General features: G+C 73.5%; 6 protein-coding genes. 3 read left to right on the forward strand and 3 right to left on the reverse strand.

Annotation, left to right across the window (positions count from 1 at the left end; genetic code table 11):
* Window positions 1–600, forward strand: a 600-nt coding sequence (locus LCE31_RS32265; protein WP_225020730.1) for a TerD family protein, incomplete at its 5' end; no start/stop codon positions are given.
* Complete coding sequence (locus LCE31_RS32270; protein ID WP_225020732.1) at window positions 597–1,358, forward strand: SDR family NAD(P)-dependent oxidoreductase; 762 nt, start codon at window positions 597–599, stop codon at window positions 1,356–1,358. The genes LCE31_RS32265 and LCE31_RS32270, both read left to right, overlap by 4 nt.
* Window positions 1,359–1,462: 104 nt before the next feature.
* Here LCE31_RS32270 and LCE31_RS32275 read toward each other — a convergent pair whose 3' ends face one another.
* The 3 genes from LCE31_RS32275 to LCE31_RS32285 all read right to left on the reverse strand — a co-directional run bounded on the left by LCE31_RS32275 (window position 1,463) and on the right by LCE31_RS32285 (window position 6,531).
* The gene (locus LCE31_RS32275; RefSeq protein WP_225020736.1) at window positions 1,463–4,747 is read right to left on the reverse strand and encodes a glycoside hydrolase family 3 C-terminal domain-containing protein; all 3,285 of its coding nucleotides are present in this window, start codon (window positions 4,745–4,747) and stop codon (window positions 1,463–1,465) included.
* A gap of 489 nt (window positions 4,748–5,236) precedes the next feature.
* A complete protein-coding gene (locus LCE31_RS32280) occupies window positions 5,237–5,737 on the reverse strand; it encodes a GNAT family N-acetyltransferase (RefSeq protein ID WP_225020738.1) in 501 nt (166 codons plus the stop codon).
* Window positions 5,734–6,531, reverse strand: coding sequence for an IclR family transcriptional regulator (locus LCE31_RS32285; protein WP_225020740.1), 798 nt, complete (start codon window positions 6,529–6,531; stop codon window positions 5,734–5,736). Before LCE31_RS32285 ends, LCE31_RS32280 begins: the two co-directional genes overlap by 4 nt.
* Before the next feature lie 183 nt (window positions 6,532–6,714).
* On the opposite strand from LCE31_RS32285, the gene LCE31_RS32290 reads away from it, so the two are divergent.
* Window positions 6,715–8,247: an aldehyde dehydrogenase (NADP(+)) gene (locus LCE31_RS32290; protein WP_225020742.1), complete on the forward strand. Its 1,533-nt coding sequence runs from the start codon at window positions 6,715–6,717 to the stop codon at window positions 8,245–8,247.
* The last annotated feature ends 144 nt before the right edge of the window (window positions 8,248–8,391 follow it).

Below are 8,391 nucleotides of genomic sequence, written 5' to 3' on the forward strand. Positions count from 1 at the left end.
CCCCCCGCCCCGGCCGCCGGCGGGAAGATCAACCTCGACAAGGGGCGCGTCAGCCTCCAGAAGAACCAGACCGTCTCCCTCGTCAAGGGCGGCAGCCCGCTGCTCTCCCGCGTGAAGATGGGCCTCGGCTGGGAGCCCGCGTTCGGCGGCAAGGACATCGACCTGGACGCGTCCGTCATCGCGTTCGGCCCGGACCGGGGACACCTCGACAGCTGCTACTTCGGCAAGCTGACCATCCTCGGCGGCGCCGTCAAGCACTCGGGCGACAACCTCACGGGCGAGGGCGCGGGCGACGACGAGGTCATCGTCGTCGACCTCGGCCGGGTGCCCGCGGAGGCCACGGGCCTGGTGTTCACCGTCAACTCCTTCTCCGGGCAGAAGTTCACCGAGGTCGCCAAGGCGTACTGCCGCCTGGTCGACGCCGCCACCGACGAGGAACTGGTCCGCTTCGACCTGACGGGAGCCCAGCCGCAGACCGGTGTCATGATGGCGAAATTGATCAAGCAGTTCTCGGGAGAGTGGGAGATGACGGCGATGGGCGACTTCGTGAAGGCCCGTACGGTGCGCGACATGGTCAAGCCCGCCGCGAAGGCCCTGTGACCGCCCAGGGGCGCGGCGTCCTCGTCACGGGCGCCGCGCGGGGTCTCGGCCGGGCGATCGCCACCGCGTTCGCGACCCGCGGCGACCGGGTCGCCGTGCACTACGGCAGCAGTGAGGAGGAGGCCCGCGCGACGCTGGCGGCACTGCCGGGCACCGGACATGTCCTCGTCGGCGGCGACGTGTCGGACCCGGCGGGCGCGGCCCGCGTCGCCGACGCGGCGGAGGAGGGCCTCGGCGGCGTGGACGTCCTCGTCAACAACGCGGCGGTCAACGCCGCGCACCCGCCGCTGACGACGTCGTACGACGACTTCGCCGAGCACGTCCAGCGCCATGTCGCGGTGAACCTGACCGCGCCCGCGCTGCTCGCGCACCGCCTGGCCGGGCGGATGGTGGAGCGCGGCGCCCGCGGCCGGATCGTCAACGTCGGCTCGCGCGGCGCCTTCCGCGGCGAGCCGGACTACCCGGCGTACGGCGCCTCCAAGGCCGGGCTGCACGCGCTCGGCCAGTCGCTCGCGGTGGCGCTCGCGCCGCACGGCATCGCGGTGGCCTCGGTCGCGCCCGGCTTCATCGGGACGGAACGGGTCGCCCACCGGCTGAGCGGGGCGGAGGGCGAGGCGATCCGCGCGCAGAGCCCGTTCGGCCGGGTGGCGACGGCGGAGGAGGTCGCGGCGGCGGTGCTCTGGCTCGCGTCGGACGAGGCGGAGTGGGCGTCCGGCACGGTACTGGATCTCAACGGGGCCTCCTACCTCAGGACGTGAGGGCCGCAGCGCGACAGCCGGCTCACGCCCCGGCCCCGGAGGGTGCTTCCCTCCGGGGCCGGGGCTTTCACGGTGCGGCGCCCCTCAGCGGGCGCCGGCCGCCCTCAGGTGACCGTCCAGACGAAGGTCGCCGTGGCCCGCGCGCCCGCCGGGGTGGTGGCGGTGACCGTCACCGTGTCCGTGCCCCGGTGCGTGGCCCGGCCGGTGATCACTCCGTCCTTCGTCAGGGTCAGGCCCTTCGGCAGGCCCGCCGCCGTGTACGCGGCGTCCGCCGCCGACGCCTTCACCGGCAGCGACACCGGGGCGTTCGCCGGGCTGCTCATGCCGTGCGGGTTCGCCAGGGTGAGCTTGCCCGACGTACCGCCCACCGCGGCAGGCGCCGCCTTGGCGGCACGCGCCGCCGACGCCGCCGTGACGCTGAACGTGCCCGTCAGCGGCAGGTTCCGCGACGAGTCGCCGACCTGGACCTTGAACGCGCCCGTCGGGGTCGTCCAGCCGTTCGCCGACGTCGACCAGTACGCGAGGTCGTGCGGGCTAAGCGTGAACGAGACCGGGGCGCTCGCGCCCGGCTGGAGGTCCACCCGCGCGAAGCCCTTGAGCTGCTTCGCGGGTTCGCCCGCCGCCGGGGAGCCGAGGTAGAGCTGCGCCACCTCCGCGCCCGCGCGCGTCCCGGTGTTCGTCACGGTCGCGGTGACCGTACGGTTGCCCGCGCCGTCCGCCGCGCCGATCTGGAGCCCGGAGAAGCCGAACGACGTGTACGACAGGCCGTAGCCGAACGGGAAGAGCGGCTCGATGTTCTTGTCGTCGTACCACCGGTAGCCGACGTCGAGCCCCTCCGAGTACTGCACGTTCGTGCCGTTGCCCGGCCACTGCGCGCTCGTGTGCGCGGGGACGTCCGCGAGGCTCTTGGGGAACGTCACCGGCAGCTTGCCGGAGAAGTCGTCGTCCCCGTACAGCAGCCGCGCGAGCGCGGTGCCGACCTCCTGGCCCGCGTACCAGTTCTCCACCACGCCCTTGACCTGGCCGAGCCAGGGCATCGTCACGGCCGAGCCGGTGTTGAGCACCACGACGGTGTTCGGGTTCGCCGCGGCGACCTGCGAGATCAGCGAGTTCTGCTGGCCCGGCAGGTCGATGCTGGTCAGGTCGGTGCCCTCCTGCTCGCCGTAGCTCGCGAACACGATCGCCACGTTCGACGACTTCGCGAGCGCGACCGCCGACGCGATGTCCGTGGCGTCGTTGTACTGCACGTTCACGCCGGTCCCGGCGCGCGCCTTGATCCCGTCCAGCGGCGAGACCGTGCCCGAGCTGGTGGCCGTCGCGCTGCCGCCGCCCACGCTCTGCACGCCCGCGCCGCCGTCCGCGCCGAGGATCGCGATGGACTTGGTGGCGGACGTCAGCGGCAGCACGCCGCCGTCGTTCTTCAGCAGGACGGTGCCCTGCTCGGCGACCTGCCGCGCGGTGTCCTGGTGCGCCGCGGTGGTGACGGTCGCGGTGGGCGATCCGGTGTTCTTCTTGTCGAAGAGGCCGAACGCGAACATCTGCGTCAGCACCCGGCTCACCATCGTGTTCAGCGTCGCCTGGCTGACCTGCCCGTCCGCCAGCGCCTGCGCCAGGAAGTCGGCGTAGAAGTAGCCGCCGGGCATCTCCATCGTCATGCCGTTGTTGGCGGCCTTCACCGTGGAGTGCGCGGCGCCCCAGTCACTGGTGACGAAACCGTTGAACCCCGCCTCCTGGTAGAGCGCGGTGTTCAGCAGGGCGCCGCTGTCGCAGTCGTAGTCGCCGTTGACCGTCGAGTAGCCGCACATCACGGACGCCGCCGCGCCCTTGCTCACCACGGACTGGAAGCCGGGCAGGTAGATCTCGTTGAGTGTCCTCGGGTCGACGATCGCGTTGTCGGCGGGCCCGTTGCGGTTGGTCTCCTGGTTGTAGACGGCGACGTGCTTCGGCTCCGCCATCACGCCCTGGCTCTGGAGGCCCTGCACGTTGGCGGTCGCCATCGACGCCGTCAGGTACGGGTCCTCGCTGTACGTCTCGAACGCGCGGCCCCAGCGCGGGTCGCGGTCGATGTTCAGCGTGGGGCCGAGCGCCACGCCCGCGCCCTTGCCCGCGAACTCGGCGCCCGCGACGGCCCCGTACTGCTGCACGAGCGACGGGTTCCACGTCGCGGCCGAGGAGACGGCCGACGGCAGCTGCGTCACGCCGCCCATGCCGTCACCGACCCCGCTCGGACCGTCCTGGAAACCCACGTCCGGGATGCACAGGGACGGAATGCCGGACAGGTCGCCGATGTACGGGGAGGCGTTGCCGTTGCCGTGCAGGAGGGAGATCTTCTGCGCCTGCGTCATCTCGGCGAGCACCTGGTCCACCCGGGTGGCGACGGGAGCGGTCGAACCCACCCACGGGCAGTCGCCGTTGCCGCCGGACGGCGGCGTCGTGCCGCCCGGGGTCAGCACGCTGAACTCCCAGAGCGAGTAGCCGTACGCGGTGGCGCGCTGCGTCCCGTACATCCGTACGTAGCGGGCGCTGGTGGGGGAGAAGGAGATGTTCTCCGTGCCGCCCTTGCCCGCCGTCGTGGAGTAGACGCTCGTCCAGTCGGAGCCGTTCGCGGAGACCTGGATCTGGTACGCGGTCGCGTAGGCCGCCTCCCAGGTCAGCTGCGCGCCGCAGACGGTGGTCGCGGCGCCGAGGTCGACCTCGATCCACTGCGGGTCACTCGCCGCACTGGACCAGCGGGTGCCGGCGTTGCCGTCGAACGCGGCGCCCGCGGTGAAGCTCGGGTCCTGGACGGACGAGGCCGTGGCCGGCTTGCCGAGGGCGGCCGTGGCGGTGCCGCAGGGCTCGTCGCCTGTCCCGCCGCCGCTGTCCCGGGACGGCCCGTAGACCTGGAACTCCCAGAGGGAGTAGCCGTACGCGGTGGCGCGCTGCGTTCCGTACATCCGTACGTAGCGGCCCGAGCCGGAGAGGGGGACGGTCTGGGTCCCGCCGGTGGCGGTGGTGGTCGAGTAGACGGTTGTCCAGTGGGAGTTGTCGGTGGAGGTCTGGATCTGGAAGGCCTTCGCGTACGCGGTCTCCCAGTTCAGGGTGGCCTGCGACAGTGCCTGCGTGCTGCCCAGGTCGACCGTGAGCCACTGCGGGTCGCTGCCGGAGGCGCTCGACCAGCGGGTGCCGGGGTCGCCGTCGACGGCGGCGGAGGCGGGGAAGACGGAGTTCTCGGTGGACGAGGCCGTGGCGGACCTGCCCTGCGACAGCAGGACGGGCCCGTCGGCGCGGGAGTTCGCCGCGTTCGCGCCGAGCAGGGTGCTCGCGGCGAGGACGAGGAAGCCGAGGAGGAGGGCGAGGCGGGCCCGGGGCTGCCGGGTGCCTCGGCGGGTTCTTGGTGCACGGGACATGGGGGTGCCTCTCACTCAGAGAGCGCTCTCAGGGTGAGAGGCATGATGTGACGTTGTTCGGTCCGCGTCAAGAAGGTGAACGGATATCGGGACGACGGGAGTTGGCGGGGTCAAGTAGTGAAGGCGGGCCGACGCGGGGGCGGCCGGACCGCCCGAGCACCTTGCGACGTGCGGGTGCGCGGCGCCGCGTCGGACGCGGGGTCGCGCTCGGCGCGTTCGGTGACCGGGTCGCGTTCAGTACGGGTTTGCGGCCCTGCGGTCCTGCGGCTCGCGGCGTGCGGGTGTGCGGCGCCGGCGCGGACGTGGGATCGCGCTCGGTGCGGGAGGTGGTGCGGTTCGGTGACCGGGTCGTGCGCGGCGCAGGACGAGGCGCGTTGGGCGAGGGGACCGCGCTCAGTGCGGGGCGCGATTGGGCGACCGGATCGCGCTCGGCGCGGGTTTGCGGCCCTGCGGCTCGCGGCGTGCGGGTGTGCGGAGGCCGGATCGTGTTCAGCGCAGGACGAGGTGCAGTTCGGCGGTCGGGCCGCCCCGGGCGTTCGCGTGGGACGTCCCCGTGCCCGTGACCTCGAACCCGCACGCCCGCAGGACGCGCAGCGAACCCGCGTTGTCCGCCGCCGCGCTCGCGCGCACCGGGCGCTCGTCCGGGACCAGGGCCAGCAGCGCACGCAGGGCCCGCGTGGCGATGCCGCGTCCCCACAGCGCGCGGTCCACCCAGTACGTCACCTCGCGTTCGCCCGGCACCGGCCCGTACAGCGCCGTCATCCCGGCGACCCGGCCGTCCGCCAGGACCGTCCGCAGGACGTCCGTGCACTCCGGCGCCCGGATGCGGCGCCAGTGCGCGTCGAAGCCCTCGCGGTCGCCGGGGTCTTCGGGGGTGAACGCGGCCATCCGGGTCGCGACCGGGTCCCGCATCATCGCGAAGAAGAGCGGGAGGTCGGCGTCCTCGACCTCTCGCAGGGTGACCCCGGGTGCCGGGGCGTCCCGTGTCACAGGCGCCTCGTCGCCATCGTCAGCCGGTCGCGGGCGTCGAACAGCGCCTCCCTGACGGTCTGTTCGTGCGCCGGAGTCAGCCGTGCCACCGGGACCGAGCAGCTCACCGCGTCCCGCGCCGGGGTGCGGTACGGGATCGCGACGCCGAAGCAGCGCAGGCCGAGGGTGTTCTCCTCGCGGTCGACCGCGTAACCCTGCTCCCGTACCGACCGCAGCTCCTCGATCAGCTCCTCGCGGTCGGTGATCGTGTGCTCGGTCAGCGCGGGCAGCTGCTCGGGCAGCATCGTGCGCACCTGTTCGTCGCTGTACGTGGACAGCAGGGCCTTGCCCAGGGAGGTGGAGTGCGCGGGGAGCCGGCGTCCGACCCGGGTGAACGGCCGCAGGTAGTGCTGCGACTGGCGGGTCGCCAGGTAGACCACGTTGGTGCCGTCGAGGCGCGCCAGGTGGATCGTCTCGGCGGTGTCGTCCGAGAGCCGGTCGAGCGCGGGACGCGCGGCGGCGACCACCTCGTCGCCGTCGATGTACGAGGTCCCCACCAGCAGGGCGCGCACGCCGATGCCGTAGCGTGTTCCCGTCGCGTCGGTCTCGACCCAGCCGAGCTCGACCAGGGTGCGCAACAGCATGTAGAGGCTGGACTTGGGGTAGCCGACGGCTTCCTGGACGGTGGCGAGCGAGTGCATCCCGGGTCGGCCCGCGAAGTACTCGAGCAACTCCACCGTCCGCACGGCGGATTTGACCTGGGCCCCGCCCGCGCCCGCGGCCCCGTTCGCACCGCCGGCACCACTTGTCTCCACAGCCGACATAACGCCTCGCCCCGCCCCTTCTTCCTGGCCGCTCCTGACGGCCTTGACCACACAGAACGCCGGAAATAGAGTCCCTGAGGATTCACCATCGGGAATCTCGTTCAGAATAGCGAACACTAGCGAATACAGCCTCGGAACGGCCCGCAGGCCCAGGCCCTTGGGAAGGAAGCCGCGGTGGTAGCAACACCAGTCTGGAGTGTCGACCCTCGCACGGGGAAGCAGCGCGAGCACGTCGCCGACGAGGCGAGCGCCGAGGAGGTCGACCAGGCCGTCCGCAGAGCGCACGCCGCCCGTGGCGCGCTCGCCGACCGCACGACCCGCGCCGCGCTGCTGCGCACGGCCGCGGACCTGCTGGACGAGGCGGGCGAGCACGTGATCGAGGCGGCCGACGCCGAGACCGCGCTCGGCCCGGCCCGGCTCACCGGCGAACTGGCCCGTACGTCGGCGCAGTTCCGCGCCTTCGCGGAGGTCGTGGAAGACGGCTGGTTCCTCGACATCCGCATCGACCACGCCGACCCGGCGCGCACTCCGCCGTGGCCCGACCTGCGCCGCTACAAGGTGCCGCTCGGCGTCGTCGCGGTCTACGCGGCCAGCAACTTCCCGCTGGCGTTCTCGGTGCCCGGCGGCGACACGGCGAGCGCGCTCGCCGCGGGCTGCCCCGTCATCGTCAAGGCGCACCCCGACCACCCGGCGACCTCCGAGCTGTGCGCGTCGGTGATCCGCAGGGCGGCGGTCCAGGTCGGCCTGCCGGAGGACGTGCTGATCCTGGTGCACGGCTTCGACGCGGGCGTCGCGCTCGTCGGGCACCCGCTGATCGCGGCGGCCGGCTTCACCGGTTCCGTACGCGGTGGCCGCGCGCTGTACGACGCCGCCGCGGCCCGGCCCGAGCCGATCCCCTTCCACGGCGAACTGGGCTCGCTCAACCCCGTCGTCATCACCGAGGCGGCGGCGGCCGAGCGCGCCGAGGAGATCGGCGCGGGCCTCGCGGGCTCGATGTCCTCGGGCGTCGGGCAGTTCTGCACGAAGCCCGGCTTCGTCCTCGCGCCCGCGGGCGATGCGGGCGACCGGCTGCTCACGGCGCTGACCGCGGCGGTCAGCGAGACCGAGCACGGTGTGATGCTCGACCACCGGATGCGCGACGCGTTCATCGCGGGCATCGGCGAGCGGGCGGAACTGGACGACGTCACGGCGCCGGTCACCCCGGGCGCGGGCAGCGAGCACACGGTGAGCGCGGGCTTCCTCACGGTCCCGGCGGCCCGGCTCGCCGAGGCGGGGGAGCACGACCTGCTGCTTGAGGAGTGCTTCGGGCCGGTCACCGTCGTGGCCCGCTACACGTCCGTGGACGAGATCGGCACGGTGCTGTCGCGGCTGCCGGGCAACCTGACGGCGACGCTCCAACTGTCGGACGGCGAGGGCGACGGCAGCGTGCCGGGCGCCACCGAACTGCTCCAGGCGCTGACGCCGCTCGCGGGCCGCGTCCTCGTGAACGGCTGGCCCACCGGCGTCGCCGTCGCGGACGCGCAGCAGCACGGCGGCCCCTACCCGGCGACCACGTCGACCTCCACGTCGGTGGGCGCCACGGCGATCGAGCGCTGGCTGCGGCCGGTCTCGTACCAGTCGACGCCGCCCGCCCTGCTGCCGCGGGAGCTGCGCGACAACAACCCCCTGGGGCTGCCCCGCCGGGTGGACGGCGCGCTGGAGAAGTAGCGCGCCACGCGCGGGCCGTCCGGTGCCGGACCGCCCGCCCAGGAATGGCCCCCGGGGGGGGGGGGGCCCCCCCCGCCCCCCGCGCCGCGGGGGGGGGGGGCGGGGGGGGGGGGGCGGCGGCCGCCCCCCCCCCGCGGGGCCGCG

Source organism: Streptomyces sp. 8L (assembly GCF_020176795.1).
In the GTDB taxonomy this organism is placed as follows: domain Bacteria; phylum Actinomycetota; class Actinomycetes; order Streptomycetales; family Streptomycetaceae; genus Streptomyces.